This is a genomic window from Sorangium sp. So ce836, assembly GCF_028553905.1.
Lineage (GTDB): Bacteria > Myxococcota_A > Polyangia > Polyangiales > Polyangiaceae > Sorangium > Sorangium cellulosum_D.
Genome location: NZ_CP102233.1, coordinates 8,976,335 through 8,997,832, shown reverse-complemented (window position 1 = coordinate 8,997,832; position 21,498 = coordinate 8,976,335). Strand labels below are relative to the sequence as shown.

Annotated in this window: 13 protein-coding genes; 9 read left to right on the top strand and 4 right to left on the bottom strand. The window is 74.0% G+C overall.

The window, feature by feature from the left end; genetic code table 11:
• Positions 1 to 68: 68 nt before the first annotated feature.
• The gene (locus tag NQZ70_RS32510; RefSeq protein WP_129577699.1) at positions 69 to 2,204 is read right to left on the bottom strand and encodes an OmpA family protein; all 2,136 of its coding nucleotides are present in this window, start codon (positions 2,202 to 2,204) and stop codon (positions 69 to 71) included.
• Between the two features lie 500 nt (positions 2,205 to 2,704).
• Between NQZ70_RS32510 and NQZ70_RS32505 the strand changes: the two genes are divergently transcribed.
• The 3 genes from NQZ70_RS32505 (at position 2,705) to alaS (ending at position 9,087) form a co-directional block, all read left to right on the top strand.
• The gene (locus tag NQZ70_RS32505; RefSeq protein ID WP_129577698.1) at positions 2,705 to 4,999 is read left to right on the top strand and encodes a TIGR04551 family protein; all 2,295 of its coding nucleotides are present in this window, start codon (positions 2,705 to 2,707) and stop codon (positions 4,997 to 4,999) included.
• Positions 5,000 to 5,327: 328 nt separating this feature from the next.
• On the top strand, positions 5,328 to 6,125 hold the full coding sequence (locus tag NQZ70_RS32500) for a HEAT repeat domain-containing protein (RefSeq protein ID WP_129577697.1): 798 nt from the start codon (positions 5,328 to 5,330) through the stop codon (positions 6,123 to 6,125).
• Positions 6,126 to 6,333: 208 nt separating this feature from the next.
• Positions 6,334 to 9,087: an alanine--tRNA ligase gene (gene alaS / locus NQZ70_RS32495; protein ID WP_165374678.1), complete on the top strand. Its 2,754-nt coding sequence runs from the start codon at positions 6,334 to 6,336 to the stop codon at positions 9,085 to 9,087.
• A gap of 92 nt (positions 9,088 to 9,179) precedes the next feature.
• Here the strand turns inward: alaS and NQZ70_RS32490 are convergent, their stop codons facing one another.
• Positions 9,180 to 9,572: a hypothetical protein gene (locus tag NQZ70_RS32490; protein ID WP_129577695.1), complete on the bottom strand. Its 393-nt coding sequence runs from the start codon at positions 9,570 to 9,572 to the stop codon at positions 9,180 to 9,182.
• A 783-nt stretch (positions 9,573 to 10,355) separates the two neighbouring features.
• Between NQZ70_RS32490 and NQZ70_RS32485 the strand changes: the two genes are divergently transcribed.
• The 3 genes from NQZ70_RS32485 to NQZ70_RS32475 all read left to right on the top strand — a co-directional run bounded on the left by NQZ70_RS32485 (position 10,356) and on the right by NQZ70_RS32475 (position 14,981).
• The gene (locus NQZ70_RS32485) at positions 10,356 to 12,236 is read left to right on the top strand and encodes an HTH domain-containing protein (RefSeq protein ID WP_129577694.1); all 1,881 of its coding nucleotides are present in this window, start codon (positions 10,356 to 10,358) and stop codon (positions 12,234 to 12,236) included.
• Between the two features lie 198 nt (positions 12,237 to 12,434).
• Positions 12,435 to 13,322, top strand: a complete 888-nt coding sequence (locus tag NQZ70_RS32480) for a hypothetical protein (protein WP_129577693.1) — start codon at positions 12,435 to 12,437, stop codon at positions 13,320 to 13,322.
• 162 nt (positions 13,323 to 13,484) lie between these two features.
• Entirely contained in the window at positions 13,485 to 14,981 is a 1,497-nt protein-coding gene (locus NQZ70_RS32475; RefSeq protein ID WP_129577692.1) for a serine/threonine-protein kinase, read from the top strand.
• 78 nt (positions 14,982 to 15,059) lie between these two features.
• On the opposite strand, the gene NQZ70_RS32470 is transcribed toward NQZ70_RS32475, so the two are convergent.
• Both NQZ70_RS32470 and NQZ70_RS32465 read right to left on the bottom strand, forming a co-directional pair.
• Complete coding sequence (locus NQZ70_RS32470; protein ID WP_129577691.1) at positions 15,060 to 15,863, bottom strand: glycerophosphodiester phosphodiesterase family protein; 804 nt, start codon at positions 15,861 to 15,863, stop codon at positions 15,060 to 15,062.
• Entirely contained in the window at positions 15,860 to 16,864 is a 1,005-nt protein-coding gene (locus NQZ70_RS32465) for a hypothetical protein (RefSeq protein WP_129577690.1), read from the bottom strand. Before NQZ70_RS32465 ends, NQZ70_RS32470 begins: the two co-directional genes overlap by 4 nt.
• A 79-nt stretch (positions 16,865 to 16,943) precedes the next feature.
• Between NQZ70_RS32465 and NQZ70_RS32460 the strand changes: the two genes are divergently transcribed.
• From NQZ70_RS32460 to topA, 3 genes are all read left to right on the top strand, one after another.
• Entirely contained in the window at positions 16,944 to 17,705 is a 762-nt protein-coding gene (locus NQZ70_RS32460; protein ID WP_272826115.1) for a hypothetical protein, read from the top strand.
• A gap of 78 nt (positions 17,706 to 17,783) precedes the next feature.
• The gene (locus tag NQZ70_RS32455) at positions 17,784 to 18,755 is read left to right on the top strand and encodes a DNA-processing protein DprA (protein ID WP_129577688.1); all 972 of its coding nucleotides are present in this window, start codon (positions 17,784 to 17,786) and stop codon (positions 18,753 to 18,755) included.
• Between the two features lie 130 nt (positions 18,756 to 18,885).
• Positions 18,886 to 21,483 (top strand): type I DNA topoisomerase, encoded by a 2,598-nt coding sequence (gene topA / locus NQZ70_RS32450; RefSeq protein ID WP_129577687.1) that lies wholly within the window; start codon positions 18,886 to 18,888, stop codon positions 21,481 to 21,483.
• Positions 21,484 to 21,498: the final 15 nt, after the last annotated feature.

The following is a 21,498-nucleotide window of genomic DNA, read 5'->3' as shown; positions in this document are numbered from 1 at the left end:
AGAGATCCAGAGGAGAGGACGGCGAGATCCGCCCGTCCACGCGGCCCTCTGCCGCAGGACAGGGGCGATCAGGGCTTCGGCGGCGGAGGCGCGAGCGGCAGCGGCGCCGCCGGCGACGGCGCTGCCCGAGGCGCCGCGGCCCCAGGCGGAGCAGCCGCAGGCGGCGCCGCCGGCCCCGCGGCGGGCGACGCTGTCGGCGCTGCCGGCGGCGCTGCCGGCGCCGTCGCCGCCGGATCCCCGGGCGCCTGCTGCGGCTTCTTCACCGAGTGCACGATGACGAACTCGACGCGCCGGTTCTTCTGGCGGCCCTTGGCGGTCTTGTTGTCGTCGATCGGCTTGTCCGGGCCGTAGCCCCGCGCCACGAGCCGCGCCGGGGCGACGCCCTTGCTCGCGAGGTAAGCGACCACCGCCTCGGCGCGCCGCTGCGACAGCGACCGGTTCATGTCCGCCGGCCCGGCGTCGTCCGTGTGGCCAGCGACCTCCACCTTGAAAATTTCCGGGTGGAGGCTCAGCGCCGACACCACGGCGTCGAGCACCGCGAAGCTCTGCGCGCCCTGGATCTTGTCGTTGTTGAGCGCGAACTCGACCCGCTGGAGGATCTTGATGTCCTCGTCGCCGACCTGCACCAGGCTCGCGCCGCGGTCCGGGCAGCCGTCCAGATCCTCGAAGCCGTTCAGGTTCTCCGGCTGCTTCGGGCACCGGTCCTTCTCGTCCGGGATCCCGTCCCCGTCGCTGTCGGGGAGCTCGTCGGGGCAGCCGTCCTCGTCCTTGAAGCCGTTCTTCACCTCGGGCTGGTCGACGCACTCGTCCTGCTGGTCGAGCACGCCGTCGCGGTCGTTGTCCGGGTCGGGGCAGCCGTCCTCGTCCTCGAACCCGTCGGTGTCCTCGGGCGCGTCGACGCACTTGTCGACCCGGTCCGGCACGCCGTCCTCGTCCTTGTCGGGGCAGCCGTAATGCTCGGGCAAGAGCACCCGGCCCGCCTGATCCGGGCACTTGTCCTGCGCGTCGGGGACCCGATCCTTGTCGCGATCCGCCACCTCGTCGGGGCAGCCGTCCTTGTCGTCGAGCCCGTTGACGACCTCCGGCTTCGTCGGGCAGCGGTCGCTCTCGTCCGGGATGCCGTCCCCGTCGCCGTCGTCCTCGGGGCAGCCGTCCTCGTCGGCGATCCCGTCCAGGTCCTCGGGCAGCGCGGGGCACCGGTCCGCCGCATCGCCGACGCCGTCGGCGTCCCCGTCGCCGGGCTCGTGCACGAAGAGGATCCCCGCGATGCCGCGCGCCACGGGCACGCCGATGCCCTCGACCACGCCCGCGCCGCCGCCGACCGTGAACACGAGGCCGAGGTCGCGCGGGGCGATCTGGAGCGCGCCGTCGACCTCGAGCGAGTTCGTCCCGCCCTGCGCGCTGAACTGGGTCGCGCCGTACCCCTCGGCGAGCACGCGGAGCATCGGCGCGATCTGGTAGCCGAGCCCCCCGCCGTACCGGAGCTCGACCGGGCCGACCTCGGTCGAGGCGATCCGCGCCGCCTCGGGGAGCAGCTTGCCGCGCAGGTTAAGCCCGAACGACAGCGGCCCCGCGCTGCCGTCCACGATGAGGCGCAGCCCCGCGGTCACCGGCGACGAGCTGCCGAGGTAGCTCCCCTCGCTGGTCGCGTGCCCGAGCGGGAAGCTCACGTCGGCCGCGGCGCCGAGCACCAGCGGATCGCGCGGCCCGCCGAAGAACCGCACCTTGGCCTCGAGCGTCGGGTCGCCCGCGCCGAACGCCTTCAGCCCCTCCGCGGCCGCCGCGCCGGTGGCGGCGTCGACCCCCTGGCCGCTCACGTAGGCGACCGGGAAGCGCAGGCCGGCCTGGAGCCACGACGTCGGCGTGATCGAGGCCAGCACGTTCCAGGTCAGCATGTCCGAGATGACCGGCAGCTCCCGGTGGTCCCGGGCGTCCGGGGAGGAGCAGTCGGTCGCCGAGACGCAGCTCTCGAGGACGAACGGCTCCCGGGCGTAGTCGAACATCAGGCCGGCCGTGACCCCGAGCGACGCCTCCATCCGGGCGCCCTCGACGCTCAGGTAGTTCTTCGACCCCGGCGCCGGCTCGAACCGCTGCACCGAGAACTCCCCCTCGCGGACCGCCCCCTGCGCGCGCGCCACGCCCGAGGCGAGCCCCACCCCAGCGCCCACGATCGACAGCAGACACAGCGCTCGCAGCGTTCTCATCTATCCCCTTTCAGGCATCTTCCCGGTCGGTGAGCCTCCGGCAGCGCACGGCCGTTCCAGGATGGACGTTCGCTGGGACGGAGGCGCTCCGCGCGGACCGGTGAGGCGAGTACGGCAGCCGGCGCGCGCGGCGGCATCCAACGCAACGCGGTGGATCTTCCCGGATCATGCGCAGAATTCCAAGAGGGCTCAAAGAAGCCGCTGCTTGCGGTCGGGGACGGCGGGACGGGCGCGGTCGGGGCGCGCCGGTCGGGGACGGCGGGACGGGCGCGGTCGGGGGGCCGCGGGACGGCGCCGGGCGCGCGCGCAGCGGGGCGCCGGCTCGGGGGGCTCCGGGGGCGGTTCCGGGGGGCGGGCGGGTTCCAGGGGTCGGGGCCGAGCGGCGCCTTGACCACACAAGCCGGGCATGAGACATCGGCGCCCGGCCTCCGGGCCGCCGAGAGCTCGGAACATCAACCTCATCCTGCGCGCGGGGCCAAACGCGCGAACGAATTAAGCAGATGCCCATCTCGTCGCGGTCTCCGGGAACGTCGTGCAGCCCTGGCACCCCTCGCCGTCGCCTCCGGTCGGGCCTCGCGCTCGCGCTCGTGCTGGGCGCGTCCTCCGCGTCCGCCCAGCCGGCGCGCCGGCCGGCCCAGCCGCCGGCGGCGCAGCCGCCCGCCGGGCAGGCCGGCGCTCCTGCTCCGCAGCCCGGCGCGGCACCCGCCCAGCCCGGCGCGGCCACCGCGGCCCCGGCGCAGCCCGGCGCGGCCACCGCGCCGCCGGCGCAGCCGGGCGCGGCGAAGCCCGGCGCGGCCACCGCGCCGCCGGCGCAGCCGGGCGCGGCGCAGCCCGGGGCGACCCCGGCGCAACCCGGCGCGGCGCCGGTCGGCGGCAGCGACGTGGAGGCGCTCGAGCCCCCGGCGCCGACGCGCGAGCCGCTCATGCCGCCGGCCGACGACACGGCCGCGCCGGCCGCGCCCCAGCCGGCCAGGCCGGCCGCCTCGGAGGGGCCCTCGGCGGCCGCCGAGGGGACGGAGCGGAAGGCGACCCAGGGGGAGATCGGCGCCCGCCCCAGCGAGGTGTACGCCGAGGACTGGTGGGCCCACGCGCGGCCGACGTTCGAGTTCCACGGCTATTACCGGCTCCGGTGGGAGCTCTTCAACAGCTTCGCCCTCGGCCGCGCCGACGCGCGCAACGCGGCGCTCTGGCCCCAGCCGGCCGACAACTCCTACGACGCGACCCACGCGGTCAACCTCTGCGACCCGAGCGAGACCACGAGCGGCGGCTCGCGCGATTTCCACTGGTGCAAGAGCGACACCCAGGCCGGCGCGAACATGCGCTTCCGGCTGAACCCCGAGCTGCACATCAGCGACAACCTGCGGATCCTCTCCCAGGTCGATCTCCTCGACAACGTCGTGCTCGGCTCGACCCCGGAGGGGTACGCGAACCAGCCGGGCGCCGGCGGCGGCTACCAGGTCGCCCGCCGGGGCGGGTACTCGCCGCTCGGGGCCTTCTCCAGCACCCAGTGGGCGCCGAGCGCCGGCATCAACTCGACCCGGGACTCGATCTCCGTCAAGCGGATCTGGGGCGAGTACATGACCCCCGTGGGCCTCCTGCGCTTCGGCCGGATGCCGAACCACTGGGGCCTCGGCATGGTGGCGAACAGCGGCGATGGGCACGACTCCGACTACCAGTCGACCGTCGATCGGCTGATGTTCGTCACGGGGATCAAGAAATACGACCTCTACTTCGCCGGCGCGTGGGACTGGGCCAACGAGGGCGCGACGAGCGCCTCCCTCCAGGAGCTCGAGGGCCAGCCCTACGATCTCGCCCAGTCCGATGACGTCGATCAGTACGTGTTCGTCGCCGTCCGCCGCAAGAACCCGGAGCTCCAGAAGCTCGATCTCGCCCGCGGCAACATGGTCGTGAACGGCGGCGTCTACTTCGCGTACCGGAAGCAGACCCTGGCGAACGACGAGAACGTCGACTCCGAGCACCCCGACCGGTCCGCGCCGCTCGGCGCGACCGCGGACACCGTCGCGAGCGGGTACGTGCACCGGGGAGCGGAGATGGTCATCCCCGACGTGTGGTTCCAGCTCCTCTACAAGAAGTTCCGCTTCGAGCTCGAGGCGGCGATGATCTACGGCTCCCTCGACCTGCGCGGGCAGAGCGAGGCCGATTACGCGAACGTCCTCTCGCCGAAGGACACGGGCTGGGGCATCCGGCAGTTCGGGATCGCGACCCAGGCCGAGCTCACCGAGATGGAAGGCCGCCTGCGGCTGCATTTCGGCTTCGGCTACGCGACCGGCGACGACGACGTGCCCTCCCTCAAGCCCGTCGGCACCAACACCGGGGCCATGGACCCCCAGAACTCGACCGATCGCACCTACTCGACCTTCCGTTTCCACCCGGATTACCGCGTCGACCAGATCCTGTTCAGGAACATCCTGTCTCGGGTCCAGGGGGCCTATTACTTCCGTCCCGGCGTGGACTGGGACTTCGCTCGTGACAAGAACGGCCAGCGCGCCGGCCTGGGCGCCGCGGCCATCTGGAGCCGCGCCTCGGAGTTCGTGCAGGCGCCCGGGAACGCCAGGGACCTCGGCATCGAGCTGAACGGACAGCTGTACTTCCAGTCGAAGGACGGGACGCTCAACGACGATCCCGACAAGATGGGCGGATTCTACACGGCGGTGCAGTACGGCGTGCTGTTCCCGCTCAGCGGGCTCGGCCAGCTCAAGGGCGAAAAGAACCTCCAGCCGATCGACCTCGAGACCGCACAGACGGTGCGCTGGTATCTCGGTATCCTCTTCTGAGCTGGTCAGCCGATTTCTGAGCTGGTCAGCCGATCCAGGGGCAGTCGTGGCAGTGTGTCTGGAAATAAGCGCTCCGGGCGGTACACCGGAGCGCTCCGGCGCGTGACGACGACGTCTGCCGGGCTCGTCACGCCTCCTGCATGAGCCATCGCGGGCCAAAGGGGCCTTGATCTCGCGACCGTCCTGGCCAAGGATAAGACCGTCTGGACGCCAGGCGCGTCGCGAGATTTCCGTGGTTCACCGAGGAGAGCGGGTGGCGAGGGCCGCCGATCTCCGGAGGGACGTGATGGTTCGTCGTCTCTTCATTGCGATGTTCTTGGCGACTTCGATGGTTTTCGGCTCGACGTCCCTGTCGAGCGCGCAGGACGCCGACACCTCCGCTTTCCGCGACATCGCCGTCGGCAAGGACTACCGGCTGAGGGTCGCGGCGGCGCTGGCGCTCGGCCGATCGAAGAGCCCGGGCGCGCGGCCCGCCCTCGAGAAGGCGCTCAGGGATCCGCACCCGGCGGTGCGCGCCTCGGCCGCGGCTGCGCTCGGCGCGCTCGGCAACCCCGCGGCGGTCCCGGCGCTCAAGGCGGCGCTCACCGTCGAGTCCACCCCGAGCCAGAAGCGCCCGATCCAGGCCGCCATCGAGCGGCTCTCCAAGTTGTCCGCGAAGGCGCGCTTCCTGGTCAGCCTGGGCAAGTTCGAGAACCGCTCGGGCGTGAAGGACGCGATGCTCGGGTCGCTCCTCAAGCAGCAGACGCGCAACCGGGTGATGCAGTTCGCCGACATCGAGATCGTGGCCGACGGCACGGACGTGGCGGCGGAGGGCAAGAGCCGCAAGCTGCCGGCGTTCACGCTGGACGGCTCGGTCACGCACCTGAGCAAGCGCCACGGGGCCGACGGCATCGGGTATTCGGCCAAGGTCGAGTTCGTGATCCGCGAGATGCCGAGCCAGACGCTGAAGGGCTCGATGACCGGCTCGGCCCAGGCGGTCGCCGAGGCGCGGCGCGCCCGCGGCGGGCGGGAGCTCGCCCAGCTGCAGAACGACGCCGTCGCGGGCGCGATCGAGAGCGCGCTGCAGCGGGCGCCCCTCGCCCTCGAGGCCGCCTCGGGCAGCAGCGTCGTCCCCTCCGGCCGCTGACCCGGCGCGCCGCGGGCGCTCGACCGGCGCGCCGCGGGCGCTCGACCGGCGCGCCGCGGGCGCTCGACCGGCCGGCGCCCGCGCCGGCGGGGGTCGACTCGGGCCTCCCCGGTCCGCGCGCGGCCGCCGCGGCGGCGGCCGGGCTCGCCCCCTCGAGCGGGCGGATGCCGCTCTCCGGTCGTGCTAGACCGCGCCTCCTCCTATGCCCATCGCAACGCCTGCCAGCTCCGATCTGATCCGACGCACGTTCCTCGAGTTCTTCGCCCAGCGCGGGCACGAGGTCGTCCCGAGCGCGCCGCTCCTGCCGCAGAACGATCCGACGCTGATGTTCGTGAACGCGGGTATGGTGCCGTTCAAGGACGTCTTCACAGGCAAGGACAAGCGCCCCTACCAGCGCGCCGCCTCGAGCCAGAAGTGCATCCGGATCAGCGGCAAGCACAACGACCTTGAGAACGTCGGCGTGACCGCGCGCCATCAGACGTTCTTCGAGATGCTCGGCAACTTCAGCTTTGGCGACTACTTCAAGGAAGACGCGATCGCCTTCGCGTGGGAGCTCCTGACCAAGGTTTACGAGGTCTCCCCGTCGCGGCTCGTGGTCACCATCTACAACGGCGAGGGGGGCTTCCCGGCCGACGACGAGGCCGCGGCGATCTGGCGCAAGGTCACCGGCTTCGGCGACGACCGGATCCTCCGGCTGGGCCTCGCCGACAACTTCTGGACGATGGGCGACGTCGGCCCGTGCGGCCCCTGCTCGGAGATCCACTTCTTCCACGGGAACGAGCCCGACGTCTCGCGCTTCGGCGAGGAGCCGCGCATCGACGGCACGGGCTGGACCGAGATCTGGAACAACGTGTTCATGCAGTACGAGCGCGTCGAGAAGGACGGCCCGCTCGTGCCGCTGCCGGCGCCGAGCATCGACACCGGCATGGGCCTGGAGCGGATCGCGAGCGTGCTCCAGGGCGCGACGTCGAACTACGACACCGACCTGCTCCGGGGGCTCGTCGACAAGGCCGCGGAGCTCAGCGGCAAGCCGTACACCGGCGGGAGCGCCGACGACGACGTGTCGATGCGGGTCATCGCCGATCACGCGCGGACGACCGCGTTCCTGATCGCCGAGGGCGTGATGCCCGAGCGGCAGCGGCGCGAGTACGTGCTCCGCCGGGTGATGCGTCGGGCGATCCGCCACGGGCACCGGCTCGGGATCGACCGGCCGTTCTTGCACGAGGTCGCGCTCGAGGTGGTGCGCCGGATGGGCGAGACGTACCCGGAGCTCCGCGATCGGCGCGAGCTGATCGCCCGCGTCACCGAGGACGAGGAGATCCGCTTCCGCTCCACGCTGAAGCGCGGGATGAAGATCCTGGACGAGCGCTTCGACGAGATGCGCTCGTCGGGCGAGAAGACGCTCCCGGCCGCCGCGGCGGCCGATCTCTACACCACCTACGGATTCCCGCTGGATCTGACGCAGGTCATCTGCGCCGAGTCGAACTTCGACGTCGACGTCCAGGGGGCCGAGGCGGTCATCCACGGCGCCGCCGAGGCGGACGGCCCGATCGATCCGAACGCCGCCGTGGACGCCGCGCACCGCGAGGCGCGCGGGAAGCTCGCGCAGCCGGTCGTCTTCACGGGCTACGAGCGCGAGGAGGGCGACAGCGAGGTCGTCGCGATCATCCGGGTGGAGGTGCAGGGCGAGGGCGACCGGGCGCGCAAGGCGCGGACGCTGGTGGAGCGCGCGGAGGCGGGGGAGGCGGTCGAGATCGTCGTCCGCGAGACGCCGTTCTACGCCGAGTCGGGCGGCCAGGTCGGCGACAGCGGCGAGCTCACGGCGGACGGGGCGCGCGTGGAGGTGAGGGACGCGCAGAAGCCGGTCGCGGGGCTCGTCGTGCACGAGGGCGTGGTGCGCGAGGGGGCGATCGCGGTGGGCCAGCGCGTGCACCTCGAGGTGGACCACGCGGCGCGGTCGGCGACGCGCCGCAACCACTCGGCCACGCACGTGCTGCACTGGGCGCTGCGCAAGGTGCTCGGGGAGCACGCGCAGCAGAAGGGCTCGCGGGTCGGCCCGGACATCCTCCGCTTCGACTTCACGCACAACCGGCCCCTCACCCGCGAGGAGATCGCGCGGATCGAGGACCTCGTGAACGAGAAGGTCCTCACGAACGCGAAGGTGACGACCGAGATCCTGCCGATGGACGAGGCGCGGCGGCGGGGCGCGATGGCGATCTTCGAGGAGAAATACGGCGACACCGTGCGGATGCTCACGATGACGCCCGAGGTGGTGGAGCTCTGCGGCGGCACGCACGCGCGCGCGCTCGGCGACATCGGGCTGTTCAAGATCACGGGCGAGGGCGGCGTGGCCGCGGGCGTGCGCCGGATCCTCGCGTCGACGGGGCTGAACGCGCTCGCGTACGCGCGGGGCGTCGAGGCCGAGCTGGCGCGGGCGCGGCAGGTCGCGAAGGCGCAGGGCGGCGATCTGGCCGAGAAGATCGGGAAGATCGTGGCGCACGAGCGGGAGCTCGAGAAGAAGGTCGCGGACCTCGAGCGGCGGATCCTGGAGGGCGGCGCCGGCCCCGCGCAGGGCGGCGGCGGCGGCGGCGGCATCGACGCGATGCTGGAGGACGCGCGGGAGATCGGCGGGATCAAGGTGCTCGCGCGCCGGGTGCCGGACGGCACCAACCCGGGCGCGCTGCGCGACCTGGCGGAGAAGCTGCGCGACAAGCTCGGCGATCGCGCGGCGGTGCTGCTCGGCGCGGCGGTGGGCGACAAGGCGCAGCTCGCCGTGATGCTCTCCAAGTCGGCGACCGAGCGGCTCAAGGCCGGGGAGCTGATCAAGCCGATCGCCCGCATCGTGGGCGGCTCCGGCGGCGGCCGGCCCGACATGGCGCAGGCCGGCGGGACCGACGTCGCGCAGCTCGATGCGGCGATCGCGGCGACGTACGTCGAGGTCGAGCGGGCGCTCGCGTCGTAGCGCGCGGCGCCGCGCGAGGAGCCCCCGCCGGCGTCCTCGCGAGGTCGGCGAGGGGAGGGCGGCGCGCCCGGGGAGGGGGCGCGCCGCCGCGATCAGGAGTCACGCCATTTGGTGCGGGCGAGCGGGAGCAGCGTCGTGGCTTTCCCGCGCTTGCCGTGGCGCGTCGGCAGGCGCACGGGCTCGCCCGGCGCGGCCGCCCGCGGCCGCCCGCCGCGGGCGTGGGCGCCGATGGTCGCGCGCACGATCGGCGGCAGGAACACGGACTCCAGGTCCACGCGCGCGAGCGCGGCCGCGACCGTGGCGATGCGATCGGGCAGCGACGCATTGGCGTCGACCAGGATGACCCGGCGGCCGAGCACGGTGCAGAGCCCGCCCCGCGGATTGCGCGCGTCCGACAGGTGCGGATCGAACGCCTCCATCCGGACGGCGATGCCGACCCGGTTGGCCGCCAGGGTGAGCTCATCGAGAAGCCGCGAAAGCTCCACCCACGCAGCGTAACCCCCTTATCCGGGAGATGGCAAAGCGCAAAAGCGATGTTGTCGCCGCTCCGTTGTCGGCGCGCCGCGCCGGCGGCCCGGTGTCGTCGCCGCGCCGCGCCGCGGCGCGCTCCGGCGAGGCGCGGCGGCGGCGCCCTGGCCGGGAGGGATCTCCCGCTCTCGGCGCGCCCTCATTCCCGTCTTCGGCCCGTCTTCGGCCCGTCTTCGGCCCGTCTTCGGCCCGTCTTCGGCGCGCCCCTGCTCTCGCGCTGGCCGGGGGGCGCGCCACGTCCAATCGCGTTCTCCATCATCGCAGCTCGCGCCGCGGCCGCGCGGAGCCGCCGCGCCCCGCGATGAGCGTTTAGCCCATCTCCCGCCTCGCATATCCCGTGCTCCGGACTGGCCGACAGCCGCTCACGGGCGACATCGATGCTCGCGCGGGGCCCGCGCGCCGCCGCGGCCGGCGCGCGGATCGCGCCGGCCGCGCTCTCGCCCGCGCCGCACGCCCGCTTTCGCGCGGCAGCTCCGGGCTTCGCGCCGGCCGCGCCCCGGTTCTAGCCCCAGAGGTCGTCCAGCGGCTTATCTTGAGCCAGATCGCGCGGCCCGTTGACCGCGGTGCTCGAGCATGCTACGAGCAGGCCGTTCCGCGCGTCGTGGTCGAGTGGGAGCGAATGTGCGTTTCCCGGCTGCGGTGGGGTATCCCGCGCGCTTCGTCAGCCACTGTGGACGGGGCGGCCGCGATGGGGACGACGAGGGCGCCCGCCGGGCGGCGCGCCCCGAAGGGCGAACAAAATGACGTTCACGGATGCAGCCGCCGAGGTGCTTCGCCTCATCGGTAGACCGCTTCACTATAAAGAGATCACCGATATCGCGATCGAGAAGAACCTCCTTAGCCACGTTGGCAAGAGCCCAGAGGTCACGATGGGCGCCCGCCTGGCGGCGACGCTGAAGAAGGACACGGCGGACAACCCCCTGGTGCGGGTGAAGCCGGGCGTCTTCGCGCTGCGCGAGTGGGACGAGAAGACGATCAAGTCCGGGCTCGACGGCAAGAAGGGGAAGCGCGGCGGGAAGCCCGAGGCGGCCAAGGCGCGCAAGGACGAGGAGCAGCCGACCCTGTTCGAGGCGGCCGCGGACGACGAGGCGGCGGAAGAGAGCGATTCGGGGGCTCTCGCGGCGGAGCCCGAGACGGAGGCCGAGGCGGCCGACGTCGAGGCCGAGCCCGCGGGCGAGGCGGCGCAGGCCGCGCCCGCGCTCGACGACGAGGCGGACGACGACGAGGCGCTCGTCGCCGCGCCCGCCGCGCCCGCCGCGGCCGGCTTGAACGGGGTGGAGATCCCGGCAGCGCGCGAGCCCGTGCCGCCGCCGGCGCCCTCGTCCCCGCGGGCCGCCGGCGCGTACCTCGACGAGGAAGACGGCGAGCTCGAGGACGCCGAGCCGCCGGGCCCGGACGAGGCGATGCGGGCCGAGGCCGTCGCCGGCGCCGCGGAGCTCTTCGACGAGGAGGACGACGACGATCAGCCGATCCTCGGCGGTGAGGACCGCGCGACCCCCGGCTCGTCGGGCGAGCAGGGCGAGGGCCGCCGCCGCCGCCGCCGTCGCCGCCGCGGCCGCGGGACCGCGGAGGCCAGCACGAGCTCCGGCGGGCTGCCTTCGTACGTCGCGACGCCGGTGTTCGAGGCGCGCCGCGAGAACGGCCGCGAGCCGCCGCGCTCCGACCGGACCGAGCGCTCCGACCGGACCGAGCGCTCCGACCGGACCGAGCGCTTCGACCGCCCCGAGCGCGTCGAGCGCGTCGAGCGCGCCGAGGGCTTCGGCGCCGAGCCGGTCTACCGCGGCCCCCAGGTGATCGAGCTCACGGGCGGCGAGGGGCACGCGCTCGACGACCTGGCCGGCCGCGATCTGGCCGACGCCGTCGCGGGCATCCTCTCGACCTTCGATCGGAACGCGGGCGCGGTGTCGCTCCGTCAGATCGCGGAGACGGCGCAGCGCCGGGGCCGGCTCGCCGGGGACGTGCAGCTCGTGCAGTCCCAGGTCGCGGCCGCCGTGCGCGCCGACAATGCCCGCCGCACCGCCGCGGGGCAGCGGCCCCGCTTCCGCTTCGCCGGCGGCCGGATCGCGCTGACCGACTGGCTGCTCCCGGGCGACCTGGCGCGGCTGGAGCAGGAGGCGCTCGCCGCCGTGGAGCGCTACCGCGACGCCGCGCGGCGCGCCTTCGCGCGCAAGATCTCGGAGCTCCCGGGCCACGCCTTCGTCGAGATCTGTGTCCTCGCGCTCGAGCGCATCGGCCTCGGCCAGCTGCGCGCGGTGCGCCGCGCCGGGGCGCCGGGCGGCGAGAGCCACTTCTCCGGGGCGCTCCGCACGGCGGGCGACGAGATCAAGCTGGCGCTGGTCATCCGGCGGGACGGCCGCGAGGTCGGCCGCGAGCGGGTCACCGAGCTGCGCGGCTCGCTCCACCACTACGGCCCCGCGACCGCCGGCTGGATCCTGACCGCCGGTCAGATGCTCTCCGGCGCGCGCGAGGAGGCCGCGATCCCGGGGACCGCGCCCATCTCCCTCTTCGACGGGCTCGCGGTGGCGCGCCTCTGCGAGGACAACGACGTCGCCGTCCTCCGCGCCCGCCTGCCGATCGCGATCCCCGACGTCGATCTGCTCGAGGCGCTCCGGGCGTCCTGATCTCGGCCGCGCGCGTCCGGCCGGGGCTCGCTCCGGCCGGGCGCGCGGCGCCCCCTCTTCGGCCCCCTCGGCCTCATCGCCTTCGGCCGGCCCCCCGTCCTCCACCAGGGCGCTTCCGGCGCCCGTCCTGCATCAAGGCGCCTCCCTCGCCGCTTCCGCGGTTGACGGGCTCCGCGATCCTTGTCAGCGTCCGCGCCCATGCGCCATCGCGCGATCGCCTGGGCCGCGACCCTCGCCGTGCTCGTGACCGGCTGTGCCGCCGTGGCTCCGCCGCCATCCCGGTTCCCGACCGCCGACGCGGCGCTCGACCGGATGAAGGACACCTATGCCTGCGTGAACGGCGTCCAGGGCACCGCCAAGATCGACCACTTCTCGCGCCAGGGGAGGATCCGCGGTGACGTGTACATCCTGGCGGTCAATCCCGATCGGGTCCGCTTCGATGTGGTGAGCCCCTTCGGCGCGACGCTCTACACGCTCACGTCGAATGGCACCCTGTTCCAGATGCTCGATGTCGGGGAGAAGCAGCTTTTGCATGGGCCCGCGAGCGCGTGCAACCTGGCGCGGCTCACCCAGGTGCCCATCCCCGGGCACGCGCTCGTCGCGCTCCTCCGCGGCGAGGCGCCGGTGCTCGTCCACGAGCCGCACGGCGCCTCGATCGCCTGGGACGGCGACGGCTTCTACCGTGTGCTGATCCAGAGCACCCGCGATGCGGTCGAGGAGATCCACCTCGAGCCGCGCCCGGACGACTGGCGCCTGCCGTGGAGCCAGCAGCGCTTGCGCGTCCGGGAGGTCCGGGTCGCGCAGCGGGGGATGGACCTCTATCGCGCCGAGCTCAGCAATCACGGGGTCATCCGCACCGCGCCGCCGCGCGTCGACCCGGAGGGGATCGACGAGCCGATCCCGCCGAGCGGCGGCGCCTGCGAGGCCGAGATCCCCCGCTCGATCCGCATGCGGGTGCCCAACACGGAGGACGACGTCATCTTTCAATACAAGGAGGCGAAGTGGAATCCGCCCCTCCTCTCTGGGGCGTTCACCCAGCCGATCCCCGGCGGCGTCGTCCGCCGTTATGTCGACTGCCAGGACTGAGTCCGCGCGCTCAGGCGATCCCTGAGGGAGCCCAAGGGCGAACTGCGCACGTCGCGGCGGCGCCGGCCGCCGACCTGCTGCGCTCGCCAGACGGCGTGGACGCCGCTCGCTCGAACGTCTAGATCTGCCCAATCCACCTCGCCTCGGCGGGAGGAGTCGGCGATGGACGTCGAGCCCGGAACGATCGTCGGCGAAAAGTACCGCCTGGAGAGGCCGCTCTCGCGCGGGGGGATGGGCTCCGTGTGGGCGGCGCGGCACGTCCAGCTGGGCGCGCCGGTGGCGATCAAGTTCATGGACCCGGAGCACGCGGCCTCGCCCGAGTTCCGCGCGCGCTTCTACCGCGAGGCGCGCACGGCGGCGAACCTCGAGAGCCCGCACGTGGTGAGCGTGCAGGACTACGGGATCCAGGGGAGCGTCCCGTACCTCGTCATGGAGCTGCTCCGGGGCGAGGACCTCAGCCGCCGCCTGAGGCGGGTCCGCCGCATCCCCCTCGCGGACGCGGCGCGCATCGCCATCCAGACCGGCAAGGCGCTGCGCCGCGCGCACGAGTCCGGGCTCGTCCACCGCGACCTCAAGCCTGGCAACCTGTTCCTCGCGCGCGTCGATGACGAGGAGGACATCGTCAAGGTCCTCGACTTCGGCATCGCCAAGCAGCTCACGGGCAAGCTCCTCAGCGACGAGACCACGAAGACCGGCGAGCTCCTGGGCTCGCCGTTCTACATGAGCCCGGAGCAGGCGCGCGGCGACAAGGACCTCGACGCGCGCAGCGATCTCTGGTCGCTCGGGGTCATCCTCTTCCGCGCGGTCACGGGCAAGCTCCCGTTCGAGGGCGACGTGCTCGGCGCGGTGCTGTCGCGGATCCTCGTCGAGCCGATCCCGCTGGCGACGCGGCTCGCGAGCGATCTGCCCGCCGAGCTCGACGGGTTCTTCCTGCGCGCGCTCTCGCGCGAGAGGACCCAGCGGTTCCAGTCGGCGCAGGAGATGGTGCACGCCTTCGCGGCCGCGGCGGGCGATCTCGGCGTCCCGCTGCCCGCGCCCTCCGTGCCGCAGCCCCCGCCGGCCGCGTCGCGCACGGGGACGCTGCTCGGGCTGTCGCCGGCCGGCGCCGCAGAGCTCTCGGGGCCCGGCGACGTCGGCGCGCTCTCGTGGTCCGAGGCGTCCGAGGATCAGGGCACGGCACGGCGGGAGGACGCGCTCACGCCGCTGCCCGATCCGTCTCGGCCCGGCACGCTCACGGCCGCCGCGGCCGGGGAGGTCCGCGACGCCCGCAGGCCGAGCGCGAGCGCGACGCGGCGCTGGCTGCTGGCGTGCGGCGCGCTCTTCGTGCTCAGCGGGACGGCCGCGGTCACGGCGCTGCGCCCCGTCGGCCAGGAGGGCGCTGGCCCCGTCGCCGCGCCGGTCGAGCCCGCGCTGGTCGAGCCCGCGCCGGCGATCACGGCCCCGCCGGTGGAGGTCGCCCGCGCGTCGACGCCGGTGGCGGATCGCCTGCTCGTCCCCGAGAGCGCGCCGGCCGCGGACACGGCGCCGCCCTCGACGGCGCCCTCGGGCACGGCGGAGCCAGCGGCGTCCACGGCGAGGAAGGACCCGCCGGCGCGCTCGGCGCCGCGCCGGGCCCCGCACCGGGCGCGCGAGATCGTCGACCCCTGGCAGCGACGGTAGCCGCCGCCCGCGCCCGCGGCGCCGAGCGTCCGCGGCCGGCTGCGCGCGAGGGCGCGGTCCGGCCGTCGGAGGCGCCGGTCACGCGAGCGCGTCGCGGAGGCGGCGCGGCACGTCGGTGATCAGCCCGTCGACGCCGAGCGCCGCGAGGTCCCGCGCTTCCCGCGGGTCGTTCACGGTCCACACGTTGATCACGCGCCCCTGCCGCTTCAGCAGCGCGATGCGCTCGGGCGACGCGATCGTCCGCTCGATGTGCGCGGCGAGCGCCCCGAGCGCCGGGGCGAGGCGCACGGCCGTGTCGTGGTAGCGGCTCCGGTGCACGAGGAGCGCGCGCGGGACGGCCGGCGCCATGACCCCGAAGGAGGCCAGCATGACCGGATCGAACGACGAGACGAGCACCGCGTGGCGGGGATCCCAGGCGCGCAGGAGGCGCGCGGTCGCGAGCACGACGGCGGCGCGGTCGGGCACGTCCCGCTTCATCTCGATGTTGACCGAGAGCCGCCGCCCGCGCGCGAACGCGAGCACCTCGGAGGCGAGCGGCACCCGGCCGCCGCCGAGGTCGACCTGCCGGAGCTCGTCCCAGCGGAGCGCCGCGGCGACGCGCGGGTCCGCGCCGTGGGTCACCCGCTCGAGGTCCGGGTCGTGCAGCGCCACGAGCTCGCCCGACCCGCACACCCGCACGTCGAGCTCGACGCCGTCGGCGCCCTGCGCGGCCGCCTCCTCGAAGGCGGCGAGGGTGTTCTCGGCGGGGGCGCCCTCGCCGCGCACGCCCCGGTGCCCGAAGAGGAGCGGCGCGCAAGGCCCGAGCGCGCCGGCCCCGCCCCGCGGCGCCGCCTGCCCCGGCGCGCGCGCGCTCCGGCGGAAGCGCTGCTCGGCCCAGGTCACCGCGCGGGCTCCTCGTCGAGCTCCTCCGCGATGGTGCGGGCCGCCTCGCGCGCGCGGTCGAGCGCGGAGAGCGGGAAGGACGCCGCGCCGACGGCCGGGTGCCCGCCCCCGTCGTAGCGCCGGCAGATCGGGGCGATGTCGCGATCGCGCGCGACGCCGCACCACGGGTTGTAGCCGACCGAGAGCTTGTAGTGCTGCTTCTGCCGGGAGAGCGTGACCGAGTACACGCAGTCCGGGTACATCGCGTACGTCATGAACTTGCCGACCGCCTCGAGCGGCGCGTCGGAGAGGTCGACCAGCACGACGCGGCCGAGCTTCCGCGCGCCGCGCTCGATGCGCGCGACGAAGGTCTGCCGCGAGAGGGAGAGCGGGCGCCAGAGCTCCTGGATGTCGGGCGCGCACGCCACCTCGCTCACGGGCCGCTCGACGAGCCGGGGCACGACGGAGGCGAGGAAGGGCCCGTCGCCGTGGTGCTCGACCACCGAGGCGAGCTGCATGATCGGCTCCTCGCGGCTCACGGCGGCCTCGGCCGAGGGGAAGCGCGCGGTGTCGATGAGGTCGGCCCAACGGATGAGCTCATCGACGCCGGACATCTCGACGCCGAAGTGATCGCGGCTGACGTCCGCGATGAGCTTCGTGCACGAGCCATAGGCGGCGTCGTAGAAGACGTGCGGCGCGTCGCCCGAGGCCGTGGAGCGCGACGCGCCGGCGAGCGCCGCGTCGCGCTCGTCGTCCGAGCCGAACCCGGTGACGTGGTGGTCGAAGTACCACGTCAGCTTCTTCGTCGGCGTGTACCGGAAGTCGAGGATCGCGTTCTCGTCGCCGTCGAGCCACGAGGGCGGGATCATCGTCATGCCCGGGCCGTACCCGCAGGAGCGGTACCGGAGCGCGAGCGGCTCGCCGTGGCGGAGCGCCTGCATCAAGCGGGTGAACAGCGCCGCGCTCGCCATGCCGTCGAAGCAGTGGCCGTGCGTCGCGACGACGATGTCCCTGGGCTTCATCGGGCGAGGGGGTAGCACGCCTCACGGCCGGCCGCTCGCGGACCGAGCATCGCGCGGCGGTTCTGATAGGCTCCGCGCCGTGCGGCGTGCCCTCGTTCTCCTCGCACTGCATCCGTTCAGGCCGGCGCGCCGCTTGGCCGCGGCGCTGCTCGCCGCGTCGGGCTGCGGCGCCGGCGCCGCAGCGCCGCGCGCCGAGGTGCTGCAGCCGAGCCCTCCGCCCGCGCCTGCTCCCGCGCCCACGCGCGAGGTGCGGAACCCGCCGCCGCCGAGCGATGCACCCGAGCCGGACCCGGAGGCGGCGCGCCTGTTCCTGAGCCGCGTCGGGCAGCAGCGGCCCGCGGCGAGCGCGCCGGCGCCGCGCGTGACCGCGCTCGCGCTCGCCAACACCGCGCGCGGCGAGGCGAGGGGGATGACGCCGCTCGGCGACGTCGTGTCGCTCGCGATCGGGGAGGGGGAGAGCAGCGCGATCCCGGTGCGCGTTTCGCCGGGGGAGTGCGCGGTGTTCATCGCGCAGGGCGGGCTCGGCGTGATCGAGGTCGATCTCTTCGTCACGAAGGGCGCGCCGCCGTCGCTCGAGATCGTCGGACAGGACGCGGACAGCGGGCCGATCGCGGTGATCGGCGGCCGGGGCGCGTGCTTCACCTCGCCCGGAGGCGCGCCGTTCGCCGGGCGCCTGCACGCGCAGGTGCGGCGCGGCGCGGGCGTCGTGCTCGTGCAGGGCTACCGGGGCCCGCGCCCGGCCGCGCCCCCCGGCGCCGGGCCGCCCGGCGCGACCCCGCCCGACACGGCGCCGCCGACCGGCGCGCCGCCCGGCGCGCCGCCCGGCGCCGCGCCCCGGTAGCGCCGCGGCGACCCGGGCGCGCGGGGCGCGCTCCGCATTTTGCGCAACTCGGCCCGGGCGCCGGTCGACACGCCGCGTATGGCGTCGATCGAGATCCAGCCCGCAGATCCCTCCTACCCCGCGCCGCTCTGGGCCCTCGTGACCGAGACCGAGGCCGCGCCGCCGACGCTCTACCTGCGCGGCGCGCTCCCGTCGCGCCCCGGCATCGCGATCGTCGGGACGCGCGCCGCGAGCGACGACGCGCTCCGGTTCACCCGCGCGCTCGCCGCGTCGCTCGGCGAGGCGGGGTACTCGATCTGGTCGGGCGGCGCGCGCGGCGTCGACGCGGCCGCGCACGAGGGCGCGCTCGCGGCGCGCGCGCCGACCGTGGTCGTCAGCGGCGGCGGCCACGCGCGCCCGTACCCGCGGGAGCACGCGCCGCTCTTCGATCGCATCCTCGCCGCGGGCGGCGCGCTGCTCGCGCGCGTCCCCGACGACACGCCGCCGCTGCCGGGGCTGTTCCTCCAGCGCAACGCCGTGCTCGCCGCGCTCACCCTCGCGACCGTCGTGGTCGAGGCGGGCATCGAGAGCGGCGCCCGCTCCGCCGCCGCCGCGGCTCGCCGCCTCGGGCGCCACCTCTGCGTCGTCCCCCACGCCCCGTGGAGCCCGCGCGGCGTCGGCTGCGCGCTGGAGCTCGTCGCCGGCGCGCGCCCCGTCACGCGCGCGGCCGACGTGATCGACGTCCTCGGCGGGCCGGCGCCGCCGCCCCGCCGGCGGGCGCGGCGGTCGCCTCGCAACAGCCCGCCCGCCGCCGGCACCCTGCCGCTGCCGGACGCGGCCGTCGCCGCGCCGGCGAGCGCTCCGCCCGAGGAAACCGCGCAGATCCCGGCGATGAGCGCGGTCGAGCGCGCAGTTTTCGATGCCCTGGACGCCTGCCCGGCGCACGTGGATGAGGTCTGCGAGAGGACGGGGCTTCCGCCCAGGCGCGCCGTGGAGGCACTCTTGACGTTGACGCTCCAGGCCGTAGTAGTAGAGGGGCCCGCCGGGTTGTTTCGGCGGGCTCTTCGTTGAAGGGGCGCGCCGGCTCACCCTGCCCAGTGCGGTTTCGGGTGGCCGCCTCCTCGCGGGGGGGCCTCCCTCGCACCGAAGGTCGCCCTTCAATCCTCCCACAAGCCCCGATCTCGTTGCTCAGAAGGTGGTGATGGCCAAGACGCTCGTCATCGTGGAGTCGCCGGCGAAGGCGAAGACCATCAAGAAGTATCTCGGCAACGGGTACGAGGTGTTCGCCTCGAAGGGGCACGTCAAGGATCTGCCCAAGAAGCAGAACGCCGTCGACGTGCAGAACGACTTCGCCGAGACCTACGAGGTCATCGAGGGCAAGGAGAAGGTCCTGGAGGAGCTCAAGTCCGCCGCGAAGAAGGCGGACGAGGTCCTCCTGGCGACCGACCCCGATCGCGAGGGCGAGGCGATCGCGTTCCACATCTCGGAGGAGATCAAGAACCCGAAGCTCAAGGTGGCGCGGGTGGAGTTCCACGAGATCACGAAGAAGGGGGTCGACCACGGCGTCCACAACCCCCGCAAGCTCGACGAGAACCTCTACGACGCCCAGCGGGCGCGGCGGGTGCTCGATCGCATCGTCGGCTACGACGTCTCGGCGCTCGTGTGGTCGAAGCTCGCGTTCGGCCTGTCGGCCGGGCGGGTGCAGTCGGTCGCGCTGCGGCTCATCGTCGACCGCGAGCGCGAGGTCGAGGCGTTCGTCCCGGAGGAGTACTGGAACATCGCGGTCGGCCTCACCGCGGCGAGCCCGCCGCAGCGCGCGCCGTTCGTCGCGAAGCTCGCCTCCGCCGACGGCAAGAAGCTCGAGGTGACGAACGGCGAGGTCGCCGCGAAGGTGCGCGCCGACCTCGAGACCGCCCGCTACCGGGTGGCGAAGGTCACGCGGCGCGAGCAGAAGCGCAACCCGCCCGCGCCGTACACGACGTCGAAGCTCCAGCAGGACGCGACGAACTACCTGCACTTCGGCGCCAAGCGGACGATGCAGATCGCCCAGGCGCTCTACGAGGGCATCGACCTCAAGCGCGACGGCGGCCCGGTCGGCCTCATCACGTACATGCGTACCGACTCGACGCGCGTGAGCGACGACGCGGTCGCCGAGGTACGCGGCGTGGTCGCGAAGCGGTACGGCAAGGAGTTCGTCCCCGAGCGCCCGAACGTCTTCAAGTCGAAGAAGAACGCGCAGGACGCGCACGAGGCGATCCGGCCGACGAGCGTCGAGATCCACCCGGACTCGATCAAGAAGTACCTCAAGGACGAGCAGTACAAGCTGTACAAGCTGATCTGGAACCGCTTCGTCGCCTCGCAGATGAACCCGGCGGTGTACGACCGCACGACGGTCGAGATCGACGTCGCGCCGACGGTCGACGGGCCCGCGCACCGGAGCTACCTCGCGCGGGCGAGCGGGCGGATCCTGAAGTTCGCCGGCTGGCTGCAGGTGACGGAGGGCCAGCAGGAGTTCGCCGGCGAGGAAGAGAGCGCCGGCGGCGCGGCGGACGGCGGCGGCGGCGCGGCGGCGCCCGCCGAGGCGAGCGCCGCCGAGGCGGAGCGGGCGGCGCCGGGGCCCTCGGCCGAGGAGGACTCGGAGGCGCTCCTGCCCGACATGAAGGAGGGCGAGGCGCTCGCCGTGGCGCCGCCGGGGGTCGTCACCGACCAGAAGTTCACGCAGCCGCCGCCCCGCTACAACGAGGGCTCGCTGGTGCGCGAGCTGGAGAAGCGCGGCATCGGCCGCCCGTCGACGTACGCCGAGATCATCAGCAAGGTGCAGCAGCGCGCGTACGTGGAGAAGCGGGAGGGCGGCGCGTTCCAGCCGACGCTCCTCGGGAAGTTCGTGGTCGACGGCCTCGTCCGGTCGAACCTCGACATCATGGATCCGAACTTCACCGCGCAGATGGAGGAGGAGCTCGACGCGGTCGGCGCCGGCAACCTGAAGCGCGAGCAGCTGCTCAAGCGCTTCTACAAGAAGTTCCGGGAGCAGCTCGACAAGTCGAAGAAGCTCGCGCCGTGGAAGCCCGAGGCGGAGAAGACCGACATCGTCTGCGACGAGTGTGGGTCGATGATGCTCAAGAAGTGGGGCAAGAACGGCTGGTTCTTGAGCTGCGAGCGCTACCCGAAGTGCAAGGCCACCCGCGACCTGTCCGACGCGCGGGGGAGCGCCGCCGTCCGCGAGACCGACATCTCGTGCGACAAGTGCGGGAAGCCGATGATCATCAAGACGGGGCGCTTCGGCGACTTCCTGTCGTGCACCGGGTACCCGGCCTGCAAGAACACGCGCCCGGTGCCGCTCGGCGTCGCGTGCCCGAGCTGCGGCGGCGATCTCATCGAGATCCGGCCGCGCAAGAAGGGCGGGCGCACCTTCTACGGCTGCTCGAACTGGAACGCCGAGCAGAAGTGCGACTTCAAGCTCTGGCAGAAGCCGGTGCCGGTCCCGTGCCCCCAGTGCGGCGCGAAGTTCGTCACCCGCACCGCCGGCAAGAAGGCGATGCTCGTCTGCGCGACGAAGGACTGCGGGTTCAAGCAGGAGATCGTCGAGGGCGAGGGGGAGGACGGCGCCGCGGACGGGTCCGCCCCCCTCGACGCCGCGGCGGTCGTCGCGAGCGCCGCGCCGGCGCCGGACGACCAGCCCGAGCCGCCGACGCCCGCGCCGGCCGACCGGTCCGAGGCCGCGCCCAAGGGGGCCGGCGCGCCGAAGGGGGAAGCCGAAAAGCCCGCGCGGGCCGTGCGCGCCCGGCGCACGGCGAGCTAAGAAGGCCGCGAGACC